Origin of the sequence: Pseudomonas sp. SF2 (assembly GCF_036858055.1) — a bacterium.
Taxonomy (GTDB): domain Bacteria; phylum Pseudomonadota; class Gammaproteobacteria; order Pseudomonadales; family Pseudomonadaceae; genus Aquipseudomonas.
Genome location: NZ_JAMBDI010000014.1, coordinates 198506 through 217565, shown reverse-complemented (window position 1 = coordinate 217565; position 19060 = coordinate 198506). Strand labels below are relative to the sequence as shown.

At 64.1% G+C, this 19060-nt stretch carries 15 protein-coding genes; 6 read left to right on the top strand and 9 right to left on the bottom strand.

The window, feature by feature from the left end:
• Positions 1 to 67: 67 nt before the first annotated feature.
• A complete protein-coding gene (yrfG, locus tag M2S36_RS10485; protein WP_063914468.1) occupies positions 68 to 730 on the bottom strand; it encodes a GMP/IMP nucleotidase in 663 nt (220 codons plus the stop codon).
• A gap of 64 nt (positions 731 to 794) precedes the next feature.
• On the opposite strand from yrfG, the gene nudE reads away from it, so the two are divergent.
• Entirely contained in the window at positions 795 to 1361 is a 567-nt protein-coding gene (nudE, locus tag M2S36_RS10480) for an ADP compounds hydrolase NudE (protein ID WP_015268611.1), read from the top strand.
• Positions 1358 to 2176, top strand: a complete 819-nt coding sequence (gene cysQ, locus M2S36_RS10475) for a 3'(2'),5'-bisphosphate nucleotidase CysQ (RefSeq protein WP_333957141.1) — start codon at positions 1358 to 1360, stop codon at positions 2174 to 2176. Before nudE ends, cysQ begins: the two co-directional genes overlap by 4 nt.
• 129 nt (positions 2177 to 2305) lie before the next feature.
• Here cysQ and M2S36_RS10470 read toward each other — a convergent pair whose 3' ends face one another.
• Genes M2S36_RS10470 through rfbC form a run of 4 tightly spaced genes read right to left on the bottom strand, consistent with a single transcriptional unit; the run spans position 2306 to position 6566 of the window.
• On the bottom strand, positions 2306 to 2761 hold the full coding sequence (locus tag M2S36_RS10470; protein ID WP_063914470.1) for a thioesterase domain-containing protein: 456 nt from the start codon (positions 2759 to 2761) through the stop codon (positions 2306 to 2308).
• Positions 2758 to 4167 (bottom strand): sigma-54-dependent transcriptional regulator, encoded by a 1410-nt coding sequence (locus tag M2S36_RS10465; protein ID WP_063914471.1) that lies wholly within the window; start codon positions 4165 to 4167, stop codon positions 2758 to 2760. Before M2S36_RS10465 ends, M2S36_RS10470 begins: the two co-directional genes overlap by 4 nt.
• Positions 4164 to 5978, bottom strand: coding sequence for a sensor histidine kinase (locus M2S36_RS10460; RefSeq protein WP_063914472.1), 1815 nt, complete (start codon positions 5976 to 5978; stop codon positions 4164 to 4166). The genes M2S36_RS10465 and M2S36_RS10460 overlap by 4 nt, the downstream gene beginning before the upstream one ends.
• Positions 5979 to 6020: 42 nt before the next feature.
• Positions 6021 to 6566 (bottom strand): dTDP-4-dehydrorhamnose 3,5-epimerase, encoded by a 546-nt coding sequence (rfbC, locus tag M2S36_RS10455; protein ID WP_063914607.1) that lies wholly within the window; start codon positions 6564 to 6566, stop codon positions 6021 to 6023.
• A 280-nt stretch (positions 6567 to 6846) separates the two neighbouring features.
• On the opposite strand from rfbC, the gene aguA reads away from it, so the two are divergent.
• On the top strand, positions 6847 to 7953 hold the full coding sequence (gene aguA / locus M2S36_RS10450) for an agmatine deiminase (RefSeq protein WP_233688064.1): 1107 nt from the start codon (positions 6847 to 6849) through the stop codon (positions 7951 to 7953).
• A 186-nt stretch (positions 7954 to 8139) separates the two neighbouring features.
• Positions 8140 to 8337 carry a hypothetical protein gene (locus M2S36_RS10445; protein ID WP_082888390.1) on the top strand — a complete coding sequence of 66 codons (198 nt, stop codon included), beginning with the start codon at positions 8140 to 8142 and terminating at the stop codon, positions 8335 to 8337.
• A gap of 132 nt (positions 8338 to 8469) precedes the next feature.
• Here M2S36_RS10445 and M2S36_RS10440 read toward each other — a convergent pair whose 3' ends face one another.
• Complete coding sequence (locus tag M2S36_RS10440) at positions 8470 to 10569, bottom strand: TonB-dependent receptor (protein WP_333957140.1); 2100 nt, start codon at positions 10567 to 10569, stop codon at positions 8470 to 8472.
• Positions 10570 to 11074: 505 nt separating this feature from the next.
• Between M2S36_RS10440 and M2S36_RS10435 the strand changes: the two genes are divergently transcribed.
• Entirely contained in the window at positions 11075 to 12394 is a 1320-nt protein-coding gene (locus M2S36_RS10435; protein WP_333957139.1) for an OprD family porin, read from the top strand.
• 134 nt (positions 12395 to 12528) lie between these two features.
• Here M2S36_RS10435 and M2S36_RS10430 read toward each other — a convergent pair whose 3' ends face one another.
• The 3 genes from M2S36_RS10430 to M2S36_RS10420 form a co-directional block, all read right to left on the bottom strand.
• Complete coding sequence (locus M2S36_RS10430) at positions 12529 to 14193, bottom strand: FMN-binding glutamate synthase family protein (RefSeq protein WP_207833150.1); 1665 nt, start codon at positions 14191 to 14193, stop codon at positions 12529 to 12531.
• 115 nt (positions 14194 to 14308) lie between these two features.
• Positions 14309 to 15697, bottom strand: coding sequence for an ATP-binding protein (locus M2S36_RS10425; protein WP_333957138.1), 1389 nt, complete (start codon positions 15695 to 15697; stop codon positions 14309 to 14311).
• Position 15698: 1 nt separating this feature from the next.
• Positions 15699 to 16418, bottom strand: coding sequence for a response regulator (locus M2S36_RS10420; RefSeq protein ID WP_207833154.1), 720 nt, complete (start codon positions 16416 to 16418; stop codon positions 15699 to 15701).
• 140 nt (positions 16419 to 16558) lie between these two features.
• Here M2S36_RS10420 and M2S36_RS10415 point away from each other — a divergent pair, with 140 nt between their 5' ends.
• Positions 16559 to 18856, top strand: a complete 2298-nt coding sequence (locus M2S36_RS10415) for a TonB-dependent siderophore receptor (protein WP_333957137.1) — start codon at positions 16559 to 16561, stop codon at positions 18854 to 18856.
• Positions 18857 to 19060 lie beyond the last annotated feature (204 nt).

Genomic DNA, 19060 nt, shown 5'->3' with positions numbered 1-19060 from the left:
ACAGGGATCGCACACAGTTCAGGCCTGTGGTGATCCTGTGGGAGCGGGTTTACCCGCGAAAAGGCCTTCACAGGCCTGCCAACAATTCCCGGTAATCCTCGACCGCCGCAAACTCTTCGGTATCCCGCGGCCCTGCCTGGCTATCCGGCTGGCGCACCGCCAGCAGATGCCCCACGCCAAACCGTCTCGCACTGCGCAGAATCGCCAGGGTGTCATCGATGAACAGGCTGCGCTCCGGTTCAAAGCCAATGTCTGCCTGCAAGGCATCCCAGAACTGCGGGCTTTCCTTCGGGTAGCCATAGTCATGCGAACTGATCAGTCGCTCGAAATACGGCGCCAGCTCAACTCGCTCCAGCTTCAGCGACAGCGAATCCCGGTGCGCATTGGTGATCATCACCACGCGCTTGCCCGCGTCGCGGATCGCTGCCAGGAAGGTGTCGGCATCCGGGCGCAGGGCGATCAGGTCGGCGATTTCCTGTTTCAGCTCGCGGATCGGCAGCCGCAGCTCGCGGCTCCAGAAGTCCAGGCAATACCAGTTCAGCGTGCCGGCATTGCGTTCGAACAGCGGCTGCAGCTCCATTTCCGCCATGGCCCGGCTTACCCCGTGCAGCTCGGCATAGCGCTGGGGCAAGTGGTCCAGCCAGAAGCGGTTGTCGTAATGCAGGTCGAGCAGGGTGCCGTCCATGTCCAGCAGGACGGTATCGATGGCGGACCAGGGAAGAACAGGCATGGGAAATTCTCGATCAGTCGGCAAGCCACGGTATAGTAACCCGTTCACGCCAAGGAGCCGCCCCATGCGCCAGAAACCCACCGTCCTCAGCCGCGAAATCGTCGCCAGCAGCCGCCTGTTTCGCGTCGAAGCCGTGCAATTGCGCTTCAGCAATGGCAACGAGCGCACCTACGAGCGCCTGGTGGGCCGGGGTAATGGCTACGGCGCGGTGATGATCGTGGCCATGCTCGATGCCGAGCATGCGGTGTTGGTGGAGGAATACTGCGGCGGCACCGACGAATATGAGTTGTCGTTGCCCAAGGGCCTGATCGAGCCGGGCGAGGACGTGCTGGCGGCAGCCGACCGGGAGCTCAAGGAAGAAGCCGGTTTTGGCGCGCGCCAGCTGGAGCACCTGACCGAGCTGTCGCTGTCGCCGGGCTACATGAGCCAGAAGATCCAGGTGGTGCTGGCCAGCGACCTGTACGAGGAGCGCCTGGAAGGCGACGAGCCGGAGCCGATGCGGGTCGACAAGGTCAACCTGCGCGAACTCTCGGCCCTGGCCATGCACCCGCAGTTCACCGAGGGGCGTGCCCTGGCGGCGTTGTACCTGGCGCGTGACCTGCTGATTCAGCGGGGGCTGCTGGAAGCATGAACGACCTGCAATTGATGCACGAAGTGGTCAAGCTGGCCCGGTTGGCGGGCGAGGCGATCCTGCCGTTCTGGCGCGCCGATGTGGCCGTGACCAACAAGGCCGACGATTCGCCGGTCACCGCCGCCGACCTGGCGGCGCACCAGGTGATTGCCGATGGCCTGCTGGCGCTGGCACCGCAGATCCCGGTGTTGTCCGAAGAGGACTGCAACATTCCGCTGGCCGAGCGCCAGGGCTGGAGCCGCTGGTGGCTGGTCGATCCACTGGACGGCACCAAGGAATTCATTGCCGGCAGTGAGGAGTTCACGGTCAACATCGCCCTGGTAGAAAACGGCGAGGTGGTGTTTGGCGTGGTGTCCATGCCGACCAACGGGCGCTGCTACTTTGGAGGTCGCGGTTTGGGGGCCTGGCGTGCGGAGGCCGGTGAAGCAGCCCAACCGATCCAGGTACGCAACGCGCCGCCTACAGGTGGGCGCTTTACCGTGGTTGCCAGCCGTCGGCATTCCAGCCCGGAACAGGAAGCACTGTTGGCGGGGCTGGGGACGGCGGTGGGGGAGCTGGAACTGGCCAATATCGGCAGTTCGTTGAAGTTCTGCCTGTTGGCCGAGGGTAGCGCCGATTGCTATCCGCGCCTGGCCCCGACCTCGCAGTGGGACACCGCGGCGGCGCAGGGGGTGGTGGAAGGAGCAGGGGGCGAAGTGATCGGGCTGGATGGCTTGCCGTTCCGGTACCCAGCGCGGGAATCGTTGCTCAACCCGCATTTCCTGGCGTTGGCGGCCAATGCTGCGTGGCGTCAAGCCTTCCTGAACCTGATCTGACGACTCCACAGGTGCAGCAATTCTTCGTAGCTACGCAGAACCTGTGGGAGCGGGCAAGCCCGCGAACACCGGCGGTGCCTGCTTCGCGGGCGCGCCCGCACCCACAGGGATCGCGACAGCCTTCCAGTTTCAGCGGTGCAGGACGTACTGGCCGCTGAATTTCACCGCAGGCTCGTCGCTTCCGGCATTGCTCACCGTGGTCTCCAACGTCAACCGCGCCCGGCCGCGGCGCTGGTACAGGGTCACGAAACGCTCCCAGGTCTTCTCATCCGGGGCCGCACAGCGCGCCACCGCCGCTCCGGTAACCGGCAGCGGATAACTGATCTGCCCTTCCTGGATGACGATATGCCCGTCATCGATCCCCGACTCGCGCAGGCGCAGGTGCAGCCAGCCCCAACCCACCAGCACCGCGGCGCAGTACAGGCTGCCGCCGAACATGGTGCTCTTGTGGTTGACGTTGGCCGCCAGCGGCAATTGCAGGCGCAGGGTGTGCTGCTGCCAATCGAGCACCTCCAGGCCCATTTCGCGGGTCAGGGGGATGTCGCCGTGCAGGACGGACTGCAGGTACAGGCTATCGGTGTTCATTGACGGTTGTCCTCTTGATCGTCATGCCCGCCGCTACCACCGTCGAAGCTCAAGCCGTGCTTGCGCAGTTTGTCGTGCAGGGTCTTGCGGGGGATGCCCAGCGCCTCGGCCAGGCTACGCATGGAGCTGTGTGGCTGGGCCAGTTCGGCAGCGATCAGCGAGCGTTCGAACTGCTCTACCTGTTCGCTAAGGTTGCCGTTCAGCATCGGTGCCGAAGGCATTGCCGCAGGCGGCGCCTGGCCGTCCAGGGCCAGTTCCAGGCCAAGGGCGAAACGCTCGGCGGCGTTCTGCAGCTCGCGTACGTTACCGGGCCAGTCGTGGCGCAGCAGAATGGCGCGCTGGGCTGGCTGCAGGCTGTGCGGCGGCAGGCCATGGCGCTGGCTGGCAGCGTCGGCGAAGTGCTGGAACAGCACCAGGATGTCATCGCCGCGTTCGCGCAGCGGTGGTATACGCAGCGGCGCCACGTTCAGGCGGTAATACAGGTCGGCGCGGAAGCGCCCCTGGTCGGCAGACTGGCGCAGGTCCTCCTTGGTCGCTGCGATGATGCGGATGTCCAACGGGATCAGCTGGTTGCCGCCCAGGCGCTCGACCACCCGTTCCTGCAGCATGCGCAGCAGTTTCACCTGCACATCCAGGCTCATGCTCTCGATTTCGTCGAGGAACAGCGTGCCGCCGTTGGCGAACTCGAACTTGCCGATGCGGCGTTTCTGCGCGCCGGTGAACGCACCGGGCTCATGCCCGAACAGCTCGCTTTCGACCACCGACTCGGCCAGTGCGCCAGCGTTGATCGCCACGAACGGCCCGTCGCGGCGGCTGGACAGGTCGTGCAGGGCGCGGGCCACCACTTCTTTGCCGGCACCGGTCTCACCCAGGATCAGCACATCGGCGCGGGTGCCGGCCAGGGCGCCGATCTGCTCGCGCAGGCGCTGCATGGCCGGCGACTGGCCCACCAGGCGGGTGGCCAGTTGCTGGCGGTCGCTAAGGGCCAGGCGCAAGCTGCGGTTGTCCAGCACCAGGCGGCGCAGGGCCAGGGCACGGCGCACGCTGTCGAGCAGGGCGTCGCTGGCAAAGGGCTTTTCCAGGAAGTCATAGGCGCCGGCGCGCATCGCCTGCACCGCCAGCGGCACATCACCGTGGCCAGTGATCAGCAACACCGGCAGCTCGTTGTCACGACCGTGCAGTTGTTCCAGCAGCTGCAGGCCATCGATGCCCGGCATGCGGATGTCGCTGACCACCACGCCGGGCCAGTCGGCCTCGATGCGGTCTGCCAGGCCCTGGGCATCAGCCAGGGCGACCACCTTGAGCCCGGCCAGGTCCAGGGTCTGGCTCAGGGCCTGGCGCAGGTGGGGGTCGTCGTCGACCAGGATGACCTGGGCTCGGCTGTCGATCAGTGTCTCGGTGGTCATGCCGAGGGGTCCTCCGAATTGGGCAAAGTAGCGCCAGGCGCGGCCACACGCAGCTGCAGGGTCAGCAGTGCGCCACCTTCCGGGTGGTTGGCCAGCAGCAGTTCACCGCCCAGGGCGCGCATCAGGCTTTCGCAGATGGCCAGGCCCAGGCCCAGGCCCTGGGTGCGGGTCTTGGTGGTGAAGAACGGCTCCTTGGCGTGCTCCAGGGCCTGGCGGCTGAAGCCGGGGCCGTTGTCGCGAATGTACAGGTAGACGCAGTCATCGCGCTGCTCGGCACTTAGCCACAGGCGGCGCGGGTTGGCCTTTTCGGTCAGGGCGTCGAGGGCATTGGCCAGCAGGTTGCCGAGCACCTGGCGCAAGCGGGTCTCACCGGCCTGCACCCACAAGGTGGCTTCCGGCAGGTCGCGGATCAGCTCGACGGCCATTGCCCGGCGGCGCTTGGCCAGCAGCGCCAGGGCGTCGTCCAGGGCCGGCTGCAGGGCCACGCTCTCCGGGGCGTGGCGGTCACGGCGGGCGAAGGCGCGCAGGTGGGCAATGATCGAGGCCATGCGCCCGGTCAGCTCGCCGATCAGCTTGAGGTTGCCGCGGGCGTCTTCGATACGCTGGTGGTCAAGCAGGATCTCGGCGTTTTCCGCATAGCTGCGGATGGCGGCCAGCGGCTGGTTGAGCTCGTGGCTGATGCTGGCCGACATGGTGCCAAGCACTGACAGCTTGCCGGCCTGCACCAGCTCATCCTGGGCGCGTACGGCCTCCTGTTGGGCGTTCTCGCGCTCCAGCACGGCGCTCTTGAGCCGGGTGTTGAGGCCTTCGAGGTCGGCGGTGCGCTCGGCCACGCGTTTTTCCAGTTCCTGGCGGCCACGGGCCTCGAAGTCGATGCGGTCGATATAGTGACGGCGCCGCTGCATCACCAGGCCGGCCAGCAGCATCAGCACCAGCAGGGTGGCAGCGCCGATGGCCATCACGGTTTGCACCGAACGGTCGACCAGCGTGCGCGGGGCGAGGATGCTGACCTGCCAGCCGGTTTCCTTGATGTCGCGGGTCTGGCTGATCCAGGCGTCCGGGCTGAGCACCAGCGGTTGCGGGGCCTGGGTCGGGTAGGGCTGGATGGCGATGATGGCCTGGCGCTCGGCATCGGTCAGCGCGCGGGTCGCGCGGAAGCGCCAGTCGGGCCGCGAGGTCAGGATGACCACGCCATTGTGGTCGGTCAGCAACAGCTGCTCGGGGGTGCGGCCCCACAGGGTTTCGGTGTGGTCGAGGTCGACCTTGACCACCAGTACGCCAACGATGCGTTCACGGTCATGCACGGCGGCGGCAAAGAAGTAGCCGCGCTTGGCCGATGTGGTGCCCTGGCCGAAGAAGCGCCCCAGGCGGCCGGCCATGGCTTCGTTGAAGTAAGGGCGGAAAGCGAAGTTGCGGCCGACGAAGCTGTCGCGTTTGTCCCAGTTGGAGGCGGCCAGGGTGTTGCCGTTGACGTCCATCAGGTACATCACCTCGGCGCCGGTCTGCTGGACGATGTCCTTGAGCAGGCGGTTGGCGTTGGTCACCGCTTCCAGGCGCAACGGGTCGGCCAGTACCCCGCGCAGCGCCGGCAGGTCGCCGAGTATCTGCGGCAAGGTTTCGTAGCGGTGCAGGGTACCGAGCAGGTTGGCGACGTACAGGTCGAGGGTCTGGCGGTTCTGCGAGGCCAGTTCTTCCTGGTAGTAACGTTCGGCCAGGTGATGCAGGGGCCACAGTAATGGGGCCAGGCACAGGGCCAACAGGGCCAGGCTGCGCCAGCGGGGACGGCGTGGGGGCGTGGGTTTTGCAATCATCACGTAAAGGCGCCAGATAAGTCTGACGCAATTATGCGCTAGTTAAGGCAGCAGTTCCGCCTCTGCCAACGGCAGGCCGCGTTTGTCCTTGTCCGACAGCACCGGTGGTTGCTGCAGCCGCCAGTCGATGGCCAGGGTCGGGTCATCCCAGCGTATGCAGCGGTCGGCGCCCGGGTTGTAGTAGTCGGTGGTCTTGTAGAGGAACTCGGCCGACTCGCTCATCACCGCAAAGCCATGGGCGAAGCCGGGTGGAATCCACAGCTGGCGATGGTTGTCGGCCGACAGCTGCACCGCGACCCATTGGCCGAAGGTTGGCGAGCTCTTGCGTACGTCTACCGCAATATCACGGATTTCCCCCTGCACCACGCGCACCAGCTTGCCTTGGGTGTTTTCTACCTGGTAGTGCAGCCCACGCAGTACGCCCTTGATGGAGCGCGAGTGGTTGTCCTGGACAAACTCGACATTCACGCCGGTTTGCCGGGCGAACTCACGGGCGTTGAATGCCTCGAAGAAAAAACCACGGCTGTCACCGAAAACCTTCGGCTCGATGATCAGTACTTCAGGGATTGCGGTAGGGATGATGTTCATGGTGGTTCGCTGGCCCGTTTTGCCCACGTATTGACCCTAGCCGGTCTCGCCGGTTTTTTCCGCCTTGCGCTGTAACGGGGTTCACAAGGTCTGGCTATGGTAGATGTCATACCCTTTTGCTCCCCGGTCAAGGCTGTACTTGTATCGATTGTTATCGGGTTAAGTGTGTGAGAGATTGGTGTTGTTCCCGATTATCGGGCTTCAAATATCGATATATATCGGTTATAAATTGGCAAACGCCCCAGCACAGTCCGGCTCAGGGCCATCACAGAGGTCAACCATGAAAACCCTCAACTCCACTCCCCGTGCCGATGGTTTCCACATGCCCGCCGAGTGGGCCCCGCAAACCCAGGTGTGGATGGTCTGGCCGGAGCGCCCGGACAACTGGCGCCTGGGCGGCAAGCCGGCGCAGGCTGCCCATGTGACCCTGGCCAAGGCCATTGCCCGCTTCGAGCCGGTAACCGTCGCGGTTTCTGCTGGCCAGTACGAAAATGCCCGTCGTCAGCTCGACCAGCCGAACATCCGCGTGGTCGAGATCAGCAATGACGACGCCTGGGTGCGTGACACCGGCCCGACCTTCGTCATCAACGACCAGGGTGAAGTGCGCGGCGTGGACTGGGGCTTCAATGCCTGGGGCGGCTTCGATGGCGGCCTGTACGCACCGTGGAACCGTGACGAGGAGCTGGCGGCCAAGGTCCTGGAAATGGAGCGCTGCCAGCGCTACCACACCGAAGGCTTCGTACTCGAAGGCGGCTCGATCCACGTGGACGGCGAAGGTACCGTGATCACCACCGAGGAGTGCCTGCTCAACCGCAACCGCAACCCGCATCTGAGCCGCGAGCAGATTGAAGCGGTGCTGCGCGACCATCTGGCGGTGGATACCGTGGTCTGGCTGCCGGATGGCCTGTACAACGACGAGACCGACGGCCACGTCGACAACTTCTGCTGTTACGTGCGCCCGGGCGAAGTGTTACTGGCCTGGACCGATGATTCCAACGACCCCAACTATGCACGTTGCCACGCCGCCATGGAGGTGTTGAAGAACACCCGCGATGCCAAGGGCCGTGAGTTTATCGTGCACAAGATGCCGATCCCGGGCCCGCTGTTTGCCACCGCCGAAGAGTGTGCCGGTGTCGACCAGGTAGCCGGCAGCCAGGAGCGTGACCCATCGGTGCGCCTGGCCGGCTCTTACGTCAACTTCCTCATCGTCAATGGCGGCATCATCGCGCCGAGCTTCGACGACCCGGCCGACGCTGAGGCCAGAGCGATTCTGGCGAAGGTTTTCCCCAACCATGAGGTAGTGATGATCCCAGGCCGTGAACTGTTGTTGGGCGGTGGCAACATCCACTGCCTGACCCAGCAGCAGCCTGCGCCGGCAAGGCGTTGAGCGCACGCTGAATGAAGGGGCCCGTCACATGACGGGCCTTTTTTGTTTCCGGGGGCCGTCCGGAGGCCTGTGCTGGCATATGTTTTGTATTGTTTTCAGTTAGATAGCTCGGCCAGGCCGCGCTCTCGGATCTGTAACAACACTTACGTAAATTAGCCACTCACGGGCCAGGGAGTACGTGTAGAAATGAATGCAGCAAGTGAGTCGGCATTGCGCCCATCGGCAGTGAATCACCAATCGCTCAGGCTTGTGGCGAAGTGGTTGAAACACCATGGAAGCATCAGGGTCAGGACGACCGACACACGACGTCTGCTTGCCGGACGATACCCCCAAGGCTTGATCAGCGAAGCAGAAATGCAGGCGCTGATGGCGGTTTGGCACTGATCGATTGCTTGAACCTGTATCGGCCCCTTCGCGGCTGAAGCCGCTCCCACAGGGACACCACATGTCTCGAACCCTGTGGAGTACCTGTGGGAGCGGGCGAGCCCGCGAAAGGGCCGGTACAGGCAATAAAGATCAGAAGCTGTAACTGCCAGTCACCACCAGGCTGCGCGGGTCACCCACCTGGATCTGCGCCGCACTGGTCGCCGAACTGTAGTAGGTCTTGTCGGCGATGTTGCTCAGCGCCGCTCGCACATCCCAGTCATGCGTGCGGTACCCCGCCAATGCATCCCAGCGGCCATAGCCCGGTAGCACCGTGGTGTTCTGGTTGTCCGCATAACGCTCACCCACCAGCGTCAGGCCGGTTTCGGCGTACCAGCCCAGCTCCGGTTTCCAGGTCACGAACAGGCTGCCATTACGCTTGGCCACGTCATTGATGCGGTTGCCTTCCTGGCCGTTGTTGTCCTTGACGATGGTCGCATCCTGCAGGCCGATCCCACCGCGCACGTACCAGTTGCCGACGATATTGCCGGTGGCGGTCAGCTCGATGCCGCGCGAACGCTGCAAGCCGCTGAGCAGGATGTTTGCCGGGTTATGCGGGTCGCGGGTGCGGCGGTTGTACAGTTCCAGCTCGTAGATGGCCAGGGTGGTTGTCAGGCGCTGGTCGAGCCAGTCGCTCTTCACCCCGATTTCCTTCTGGCGGGTTTCTTCCGGCTTGGCGTCGTTACCGTTGCCCTTTGCGCCTGGGGTGATGCCGATCAGACCGCCACCTACAGGCGAGAAGGTCTTGCTCCACGAAGCGTAGAACGAATGGTCGCGCCACGGTGTGTAGACCACGCCCAGGCGTGGGCTGGTGCTATTGCTGTCCTGTGGTTCGCTGCGGCCATCCTTGTCGGTGGTCTGCACTTCGAACTGGTCGAAGCGTACGCCGGCAAGAACCTGCCACTGATCGTTCAGGCGGATCTGGTCCTGTAGGTAAAGGCCGCGGCTATCGACCACGGTATGGTTGTCACTAAACACCGTCATCGGGCCATTGTGCTGCTGGCTGCGGTCGGGGTTGCCAAGGTCAAGGCCTGGCACCGCCTGGCCACCTTCCTTGACAGGCAAAGTGATGTACAACAATGGGTCACGTTTCTGGTTGCCGAACTCCAGGCCCAGCAACAGCTTGTGCTCCAGGCCAAAGGTGTCGAAGTCGCCCTCGGCCTCCAGGTTGTTGAACAGGTTGCGGGTGTTCAGGTCTTGCTGCCAACGCTGGCGGGTAACGGTGTTGTTACTGGCGTTGTAGCCCGTGACGTAGGTGTTGTCGAACTCACTGGCGAGCTTGAATAGACCCAGGGTATGGCGCAACTGCCAGGTTTCGTTCAGCTGGTAGTTCAGACGCGAGCGCAGCGACTGGGCGCGGTCGTCGATGTAGTCGCGCTGGGTATCGCCATAGGTGGTGCTGCGGCTGACATCGGCCGGGCGGCCGTTGACACCGGGGATGCCTCGGTCCGGGGTGCGGTTGTAGCGGCTGTATTCGTATTGCACCAGCCAGTTCAGGTCGGGGGTGACCTGCCAGCTGATCGACGGGGCGAACAGCTGGCGGCTGCCGTCGATGCCGTCGCGGAAGCTGTTGTTGTCCTGGTTGCCCATGTTCAGGCGCAGGCTGACGGTGTCGCTGGGGTCGGCACTGAGGTCGGCATACAGGCTGCGCAGGTCTTCGCTGCCGGCCTGCGCCTCGATGGTCGAGCGGCGGCCGGGTTCCGGCGCCTTGCTGACCCGGTTGACGATACCGCCCTGGCTGCCACGGCCATACAGCACCGCTGCCGGCCCCTTGAGCACTTCGACCCGCTCGATGTTATGCAGGTCGCGAATGTACTGGCTGTCGTCGCGAATGCCGTCCAGGTAGAAGTCGTTGCTGGCCTCGAAGCCGCGAATGCGCACGCTGTCGAAGCGGGTGTCGGCACCGCTGCTGACGTTGGGGATGCCTTCCAGCGCCTTGCCCAGGGTATTGCTGCCGTAATCCAGCACGTTGGCGGCCTTTACCGTGTCGATGGCCTGCGGCACATAACGTACCGGCGTCGAGGTGCGGGTCGCGGTGCTTACCTCCTTGACCCGCGGGTTGTCCTTCTCGCGCTCGCTGTCGGCGGTGACCGACAGTTCCGGCAGGGTGGTGGTGGCAGCACTGGCCAGGCCGGCGCTGAACAGCAGCGACAGGCCAAGCGTCAGGGGTGAAAGACGGCAGGGTACAAGCATGGGCACATCCGGATCGAGCAAGTGAAAAATAGATGCGGATGGTAATGCGTGTTATTTGCTGTTGCTTGAGTATTCGTAAAGGGTTGTATTTACATGTGTATCTTTTTGTAACATTGACAGTTACACCGCATGTTTTTGCAGAAGCCGCCTTGTACCGCGGAAAGGCCGTCCAGAGAAAATTGTCCGCTCGATCAAAAGGACTTTTCGCACGCGAGATAAATTGCCCACTGATAGCGCCAACCGGTATGGAAATGCACTGGTACCGTCGGTGAATTTGGTTATATCAACCTGCATTTCACGACTTTTTGACATTTGTAATCGCACACGGCTAGGATTCGGCCAACGCCTGCTGGCCATGCTCTTGGCCATGCTGCTGCCAGAGGCCGCCGTGTGATTACCGGCAGGCCTTCCAGTCTGGATCCGCATAGCGTCGAACCTACGAAGGGGCGTTGGTTCCTGGCGTCATATTGCAGAGCGTTTTTGATTAAGAAATAAGGAAAACAACATGTTGAAAACCAGGATCAGCCTGGTCGCCCTGGCGATGATCGCCGCGACCCAGGCACAGGCCAATGATCAGGCCGACAGCAAAGGCTTCATCGAGGACAGCCACGCCAACGTTCTGCTGCGCAACGCCTACATCAACCGCGACAAGAAACACGGCACCGACGACCAGATCGAATGGGGCCAGGGCGTCATCGCCAACTTCTCCTCCGGCTTCACCCAGGGCACCGTCGGTGTCGGCGTCGATGCATTCGGCCTGTATGCCGTGCGTCTGGACGGCGGCAAGGGCCACAACGGTGGTGCCGGTGTCGACTTCTTCAAGCCTTCGGACTTCAAGGACGAGAACGGCAACGCCAACTCGCCGCACAACCTGGCCCGTGGTGGCGCTGCTGTGAAGTTCCGCATCTCCAACACCGTGCTCAAGTACGGTGACCAGATGCCGGCACTGCCAGTGCTGCAGTACGACGACGCGCGTCTGCTGCCAGAAAGCTTCACCGGTACCCTGATCACCTCCAAAGAGATCCAGGGCCTGGAACTGAACGCCGGTCGCTTCACCCAGGAAGCGCGCAAGAGCGCCGAGCGCCGTGACGGTGGTGGCCTGAAGTCGATCAACGTCCTTGGTGGCAGCTACAAGTTCACCGACAACTTGACCGCTTCGCTGTACACCGCCGACAACGAAGACGTGATGAAGAAGCACTACCTGGGCCTGAACTACGTCTTCCCGATCGCCAGCGACCAGTCCCTGACCCTGGACTTCAACGGCTACAAGTCGGATATCGACGACAAGTTCGTGAAATCCGCTGGCCTGAACGGCGACTCCAACACCATCTGGAGCCTGGCAGCCACCTACGCGTACGGTGCGCACTCGTTCACCATCGCCCACCAGCGCAGCACCGGCAGCACCGGCTACAACTACGGCTGGTACCAGAACGAGGGTGGCGTGGGTGACGGTGGTTCGACCATCTACCTGGCCAACTCGTACTGGTCCGACTTCAACGCCGAAGACGAGCGTTCCTGGCAGCTGGGCTACGGCCTGGACTTCGGTGCCTACGGCATCCCGGGCCTGACCTACAAGCTGGCCTACGTGGTGGGTGACAACATCAACACCCGCAACGTCGCCAACCCGCAGGGCTTCGGTGAAGGTAAAGAGCGCGAGATCTTCAACCAGATCCGTTACGTGGTGCAGGACGGCCCGGCCAAGGACCTGTCCATCAAGCTGCGTAGCTCGTTCGTGCGTACCAACAACGCCGTGCAGCAGAACGGTTACAACGACGACGGCAACGAAGTTCGCGTATTCGTCGAGTACCCGATCAGCATCTTCTGATCCTGATCTGATGGCCTAGGGGCTGCATTGCAGCCCATCGCGACACAAGGCCGCTCCCACATTGATCGGCATGCGCAGGACCATTGTGGGAGCGGCCTTGTGTCGCGAAAGGGCCGCAAAGCGGCCCCCGGCTTTCACGCCGGCTCCACTGCCCTGCGCCGCACCCCGGCAACCTTCACCTCTCCCTCCCCAGTCTCCGGCGCAAAGCTGTCACTGCGCGCCATCCGCCACATCCGCGCATAAAACTCGCTTTCAATCGAGCCACTGAGCAATTCGCCCGGCTTGAGGAATGTGTGCAGGTCCGAGAACAGCCCGATTTCGCTGGGGCTGATACGCCGCGCCAGGTGTTTGGGCTTGAGTTCCGAAGGGTGTTCCAGGCCCGCGGCAGCCAACATTTCGGCCAGCGCATGCAGCGTGTTGCGGTGGAAGCTGGCCACCCGCTCGGCCTTGTCCGGCACCACCAGGGCGCGCTGGCGCAGCGGGTCTTGCGTGGCCACGCCGGTCGGGCATTTGTTGGTGTGGCAGCTCTGCGACTGGATGCAGCCGATGGCAAACATGAAACCGCGCGCGGAGTTGACCCAGTCCGCCCCGATGGCCAGCACGCTGGCGATGTCGAAGGCGCTGACGATCTTGCCTGCCGCGCCAATGCGGATGCTGGCGCGCAGGTTCAGGCCGACCAGGGTGTTGTGCACGAACATCAGGCCTTCGCGCATCGGCACGCCCATGTTGTCGCTGAACTCGCGTGGTGCCGCACCGGTGCCGCCTTCCTTGCCATCGACGACGATGAAGTCCGGCGTGATGCCAGTGGCCAGCATGGCCTTGGCAATGCCCATGAACTCCCAGGGGTGGCCCAGGCAGAATTTGAACCCCACCGGCTTGCCGCCCGACAGTTCGCGCAGGCTGGCCACGAACTGCAGCAACTCGACCGGGGTGCGGAAGGCGCTGTGCGCCGCCGGCGAGATGCAATCCTCGCCCACGCGTACGCCACGGGTGGCGGCAATCTCGGGGCTGACCTTGTGCCCCGGCAGGATACCGCCGTGGCCCGGCTTGGCGCCCTGGCTGAGCTTGATCTCGATCATCTTCACCTGCGGCGAGCGCGCCTGCTCGGCGAAGCGCTGCGGGTCGAAGCGGCCGTCCTCGGTGCGGCAGCCGAAGTAGCCACTGCCGATCTCCCAGATCAGGTCACCGCCATGTTCGCGGTGGTACGGGCTGATGCTGCCTTCGCCGGTGTCATGGGCAAAACGGCCCATGCGTGCACCGCGGTTGAGGGCAGCGATGGCGTTGGCACTGAGGGCACCGAAGCTCATGGCCGAGATGTTGAAGATCGAGGCCGAGTAGGGCAGGCGGCATTGCGGCCCGCCGATGGCGATGCGGAACGATGCCGGGTCTGGCGTGGCCACCGGCAACATGGAATGGCTGATGAACTCGAAGCCGGGCTTGTAGGCATCGTTGAGGGTGCCGAAGGCCTTCTCGGCGCTTTCGTTCTTGGCCCGGGCGTAGACCAGCGAGCGCTGCGAGCGGGAGAACGGCAGCTTGTCGTCGTCGCCCTCGATCAGGTACTGGCGGATTTCCGGGCGGATGGTTTCGATCAGGTAGCGGATGTTGCCCAGGATCGGGTAGTTGCGGCGCACGGCGTGATGGCTTTGGCGCAGGTCGTTCAGGCCGACCAGGCTCAGTAGCGCGGTGATCAGCGTTACAGGCCACAGCCAGGCATGCTGGGGTAGCAGCGGCAGGCTGGCGAAGGTGAACAGCAGGCAGAGGGCGAGGCAGGCGTAGCGGCTGGGTAGAGAGTGTTTCATGGGTCCATCGCAGGCAGGATGACCGGGCATAGGATAGGCAAAGGCGGGGAGGGGAAAACCTGGGTAATCGGTAAAAGACTGTTACCTGATCGTGTATTTCCAGGCTCATGCGCTCCTACAGGGGGGCGCGCAAAGGCTGATTGGGTAGCAACACGCTGACCCGCAACCCACCCCCCTCGCGGTTGGCCAGCAGCAACTCGCCCCCATGGCTGGCAGCAATCCGCTGGGCAATGCTCAACCCTAGCCCATACCCCCCGGAGGCCTGGTTACGCGACCCTTCGCCGCGCACGAACGGGTCGATGATGGTCGCCAGCAAGCCCGGTGCAATCCCCGGTCCGCGGTCGTCGATATGGATAAACACTCCCGTGGTAGCGCGCTCCAGCGTGACCGAAACCTCCTTGGCATAACGCAACGCATTGACCAGCAGGTTCTGCAGGCAGCGCTGCAGCAGCAGGGCATCGGCCCGCAGGCTGCCCGCCTGGCCATGCACCGGCAACGGCTCTTCGGCAGTGGCCAGCTCCGCGCACTGGCGCATCACCAGCCGGTCCAGGTCCACCTGCTGCAAGTTCTGCTGCTCCCCCGCGCGCAGGTAATCGAGCACCTGGCCGATCATGTCGTCCATCTGCGTGATGTTCTGCCGCAGGCGCTGCCGGTGTTCGTCGTCCGGCAGGCGCTCCAGGCGCAGGCGCATGCGCGTCAGCGGGGTGCGCAGGTCGTGGGATACAGCGGCCAGGAAGTAGGCCTTGTCGTTGACCATCGCAATCAGCCGCTGCTGCATGGCGTTGAAGGCCTGGGCCGCCTGGCGCACTTCCTCCGGGCCATCCAGCGCCAGGGGCGGCTGCTCGAGGTTGCTACCCAGGCCGCGCGCGGCATCGGCCAGGCGCCATAACGGGCGCAGGCACAAGCGCACCGCAACCAGGCACACCAGCAATACCGCGACGATGCGCAGCGCGTACACCCGCAACAGGTAATCGCTGATCAGCACCCACGCTGACTCGCCGCTCCAGCCTTGCAGTTCCTGGCCTTCGATGGTCAGCCAGTGCCCATCGGCCAACGGCACCGCGAACTGCAGATGCGCCTGGGCCGTGCGCAGGCCGAACAGGCTGCGCCAGACGATCGGCTGGCCCTGTTCATCGGTCAACTGCACCTTCATCAGGCGCACGTCCTGGGCATGCCCCAACTCGTACTCGAGGGCCTGGTGCAACAACAGTTCGATACGCCTGCGCCCACGACGCTCGTCCTGTACCGGCGTGGGCAGGGCTTCGCTGCAACGCAGTTGGTAATGCGCTGGTGCCTGCAGCGCACCAGCACGGCAGTCCGCCTGGGCGATCAACGGCGCGCTGCGTGCGGCAATCAGCCGGACAGGGGCCTCGAGTACCTGGGCAAAACGCACATCGAACCAGATGCTGCTCGACATCAACTGGATCAGCACGGTGCCGCTGACCATGATCAGCAGCAACTGGCCGAACAACGTGCGTGGCCACAGCCGGCGAAGCCAGCGCATGTCAGGCATCGGCCCCGTTGGCGGCAATGCTCAGCAAATAGCCTTCGTTGCGGATGGTGAGGATTTGTGCGGCACCCGCCGGGGCGTGGCGCAGGTGCTGGCGCAGGCGGCTGACGCACATGTCCACCGAACGGTCGTCTGGCAGGTGGTCGCGGCCGAACGCACTGCGCGTCAGCTGATCGCGGGACACCACGCGACTGTTGGCTTCCAGCAGCTCGCGCAATACGCGGTAGTCGGAGCGGGGCAGGGTCAGGGTCTCGCCATCGGGGCGGGTGAGCAGGCGCTTCGCATGTTCCAGGCGGAAGCCGGCGAACAGCTGGGCTTCCTCTGCCGGCGCTTCGGCGGGGGCATCCAGGCGTTGCGGACGACGCAGCACGGCCTTGATCCGGGCGATCAGTTCGCGTGGCTCGAAGGGCTTGGCCAGGTAGTCATCGGCACCCACTTCCAGGCCGATGATGCGGTCCAGCGTGCTGCCCTTGGCCGACAGCATGATCACCGCCAGCCCAGGCGTGGCTTGCAACTGGCGGCACAGGCTCAGGCCGTCTTCGCCCGGCAGCATCAGGTCGAGCACCACCAGCTCCACCTTGTGCCGGGCCAGTTGTTCGCGCATCTGCTCGCCGTCGGCCGCTGCCAGCACGTTATAGCCGGCATCTGCCAGGTAATCACAAAGAAGTTCGCGGATCTCGTCGTCATCATCGACAACAAGCAGAGTTGTGCTCATGCGGAAAAACACCTGTTCGGTGAGGGCCGGTGGCGCTCGTTACGTTCGATTACATCCCCATACAAGCCGGGTCTGGAGCCCGGAGGGCCGATCCCTAGAATCCTAACAAAAAATCATCTGCAAATACGAAGTCTTCCCAAATGAACGCCGAGAGCACCCCGAACGCCTTCCCTTCCATCAGCCGAGACGGCCCTCGCCTGAAACCGCTGGCCTTGTTCATCGCCGTAGCCGTCAGTGGTGGCGCGATGGCTGCCGACAGCAAGCCCCTGGAGCTGGACGCCACCCAGATCGAAGACAGCGCCCTGCTGCCTGCCGACGAAGCCGGCCAGCTGGGTTACACGGTCGAAAGCACCCGCAGCTCCACCGGCCTGGCCCTGACGCCGCGGCAGACACCGCAGTCGGTCACCACCATTACCCGGCAGCAGATGGATGACCGCGACATCCACACCATCGAGCAAGCGCTGGAAACCACCCCTGGGGTGACCGCGAGCAAGTCCGAAGTGGGCGGGCGTACCGACTACCGTGCCCGTGGTTATTCGATCAGCAACTGGAAGGTCGATGGCCTGCAGTTCCAGGGCGGCTCCGACTTCAGTGGTGGTGGCAACGCGCTGAACATGGACCTGTACGAGCGCATCGACATCGTGCGTGGCGCCAACGGCCTGCTGGGCGGCACCGGCGACCCGTCGGCCACCGTCAACCTGATCCGCAAGGCGCCGACCAGGACGTTCGGCGGCAGCGCCTATGCCACCTATGGCAGCTGGGACAAGCGCCGCCTGGGCGCCGACCTCAACCTGCCGCTGTCCGAAGACGGCCGCCTGCGTTCGCGCTTCGTGATGACCCAGCAGGACGCCAATTCATTCCGCGATAACCAGTCCGAACGCTCCCGCGCCGCGCTGGCCAACTTCGAATTCGACCTGGACGACGCCACCACCCTCGGTGCCGGCTACCAGTACGAGTACAACAAGATTGTTGGCGGTGGCTGGGGAGCGAACATCCCGATCTGGTACCGTGATGGCAGCAAGACCGACCTGCCGCGCAGCACCAACGTGGTACCTAGCTGGAGCTTTGGCGAGTACACCACCCGCACCGCGTTCGGCTCGCTGGAGCACCGCTTCGACAACGACTGGACCCTGGACCTGAAAGCCGCCCAGAGCACCGCCGAAACCCTCAACCACCGCGGCCTGGCCAAGGTCAACTCGGCGGGCCGTGGCAGCTACGGCGGCTACTGGGACCAGGATGGCAGCGGTGCCGTGCTCAACGGCCTGCACAGCTCCACCGACACCACCCAGCAGTCGGCGCAGATCGACCTGTCCGGCCCGTTCCAGCTGTTCGGCCGTACCCACCAGGCGATGGTCGGCTACAACGACAGCCGCACCGTGGCCTGGTCGCCGGAATACACCTGCACCATGGTTGGCGACGGCATGGCCAGTGCGCCTGCGCTGGGTTGCCAGTTCCGCGCCAACAACGGCTTCCCGCTGACCGACTGGCGCAATGGCGTGGATGACGACTACAGCATCATCGCCTCGCGCACCGGCCGCCACAGCAAGACCACCACCCGCCTGCAGGGCATGTATGCGGCAACCCGCCTGAGCATCACCGACCCGCTGTCGGTCATCCTTGGCGTGCGCACCAGCAACTACTCAGCCACCACCCGCAGCGTGGCTGGCGCACGTACCAGCCAGGAAGAGAACGGCATCGTCACCCCGTACCTGGGCGCCGTGTACGACCTCAACCACAACTACTCGCTGTACGCCAGCTATACCGACATCTTCACCCCGCAAACCGCTGAAACCAGCAGCGGCAGCAAGGTCGAGCCGATTCGCGGGCAAAGCTACGAGACGGGTATCAAGGGTGAGTGGTTCGATGGCCGCCTGAACGCCTCGGCGGCGTACTTCCGCACCAAGCAAGAAAACAAGGCAGTGCTCGACGGTGACCTTACCACCCCCACCGGTGGCGACGCCTACAAGGCCGGTTCCGGCCAGGAAACCGATGGTATCGACCTGGAAGTCGCCGGCGCCCTGACGCCAAGCTGGAACGTTTACGCCGGCTACACCTACCTGCACTTCCGCCGCGTCGACAGCGACGGCCGCAGCGACCCGTCACACCTGTTCAAGGCCTCGACCACCTACCGCCTTTCCGGCCCGCTCGACCGCCTGACCCTGGGGGCCGGGGTTACTGCACAGAGCAACATCCGCGCGATCTCCAGCCCGGCAGGCCAGCCGAGCAACGGTGTGAGCACCGGTGCCACTGACGTGAACTGGTCCGGTTATGCCATCTGGAATGCCATGGCCAAGTACCAGCTGACCGACGACACCAGCGTCAGCCTCAACGCCAACAACCTGTTCGACAAGCACTACTACACCCGCTACGGGTTCTATGCCGGGGCGATCTACGGCGACCCACGCAACCTGTCGCTGACGGTCAGCACCGCGTTCTGATCAACCGCACCTGGGGCTGCTGCGCAGCCCATCGCCGGCAAGCCGGGCTCCCACAGGTACTTTGGGAGCAACTAACAGGTGGCGCGATCCCTGTGGGAGCGGGCGCGCCCGCGAACACGGGCGAAGCCCGTGCCATCCACCGCGGCACCTGATTCGCTGGGTCGGCGCCAGGCTCAAACCATGCGCTGTACCTGTGGTAGATGG